This is a genomic window from Streptomyces sp. NPDC058231, from assembly GCF_042882275.1.
Classification (GTDB): Bacteria; Actinomycetota; Actinomycetes; order Streptomycetales; family Streptomycetaceae; genus Streptomyces.
In genome coordinates this window covers 1-1038 of record NZ_JBHVWN010000196.1, presented here as the reverse complement: position 1 = coordinate 1038, position 1038 = coordinate 1, and the positions used below count along the sequence as shown (strand labels likewise).

Sequence of the window (1038 nt, the reverse complement as noted above, 5' to 3'; positions counted from 1 at the left end):
AGGGCTTGCAGGGAATCAAGGTGTTGCTTCCCGTTCGGTGGCTCGTTGTTGTGGTATGCGCATCCTGGACGAGACCCGTGACCAACTTGCCGTGAGGTTCGCGGTGTTGTTTCCGCATTTGGACGAGCGGCAGCGGCGTCTGCTGATGGCCGCGGAGGCAAGGATGCTGGGGCATGGCGGTGTACGGGCGGTCGCGCGGGCCGCGGCGGTGAGCGAGACGACGGTCCGCAAGGGCGTGTTCGAGCTTGAGGCCGGCGAGGGGCCCCTGGGGCGGGTGCGGCGGCCGGGCGGAGGACGCAAACGGGTCGCGGATCTCGACCCGGGGCTGCGTCCGGCCTTGCTGGCGCTGGTCGAGCCGGATGAGCGCGGGGATCCGATGTCGCCGCTGCGCTGGACGGTGAAGTCGACCCGGGCCCTGGCCCGGGAGCTGACCCGGGCCGGGCACCGTGTCAGTGCCGACACGGTTGCCGGCCTGCTGCGGGAGGAGGGCTTCAGTCTGCAGGCCAATGCCAAGACCCTGGAGGGAGGCCAACACGGCGACCGGGATGCCCAGTTCCGCTATCTCAACGAGCAGGCCCGTGACCATCGGGACTCCGGCCAGCCGGTGATCAGTGTGGACACCAAGAAGAAGGAGCTTGTCGGAGAGTTCAAGAACAGTGGTCGCCAATGGCGGCCGGCCGGTGATCCGGTGCTGGTGGGTGTCCATGACTTCGCCGACCCGCAGCTGGGCAAGGCCGTGCCCTATGGGATCTACGACCTGGCGGCGAACACCGGCTGGGTCAGCGTCGGCACCGATCACGACACAGCCGCGTTCGCCGTGGAGTCGATCCGCCGCTGGTGGAATGGCCAGGGCCGATCCACCTACCCGCGGGCGACCCGGTTGCTGATCACCGCCGACGCGGGCGGCTCCAACGGCTACCGCACCCGGGCCTGGAAACTCGAACTCGCCCGCCTCGCCACCGAAACCGGGCTCACCATCACCGTATGCCACCTGCCGCCCGGCACATCGAAGTGGAACAAGATCGAGCACCGGCTGTT

1 protein-coding gene is annotated in these 1038 nt (G+C 68.6%); it reads left to right on the top strand.

What is annotated here, in order from left to right:
• Positions 1 to 55: 55 nt before the first annotated feature.
• The coding region (locus ACFVXE_RS39255; protein ID WP_389678610.1) for an ISAzo13 family transposase at positions 56 to 1038 on the top strand (983 nt) is incomplete at its 3' end.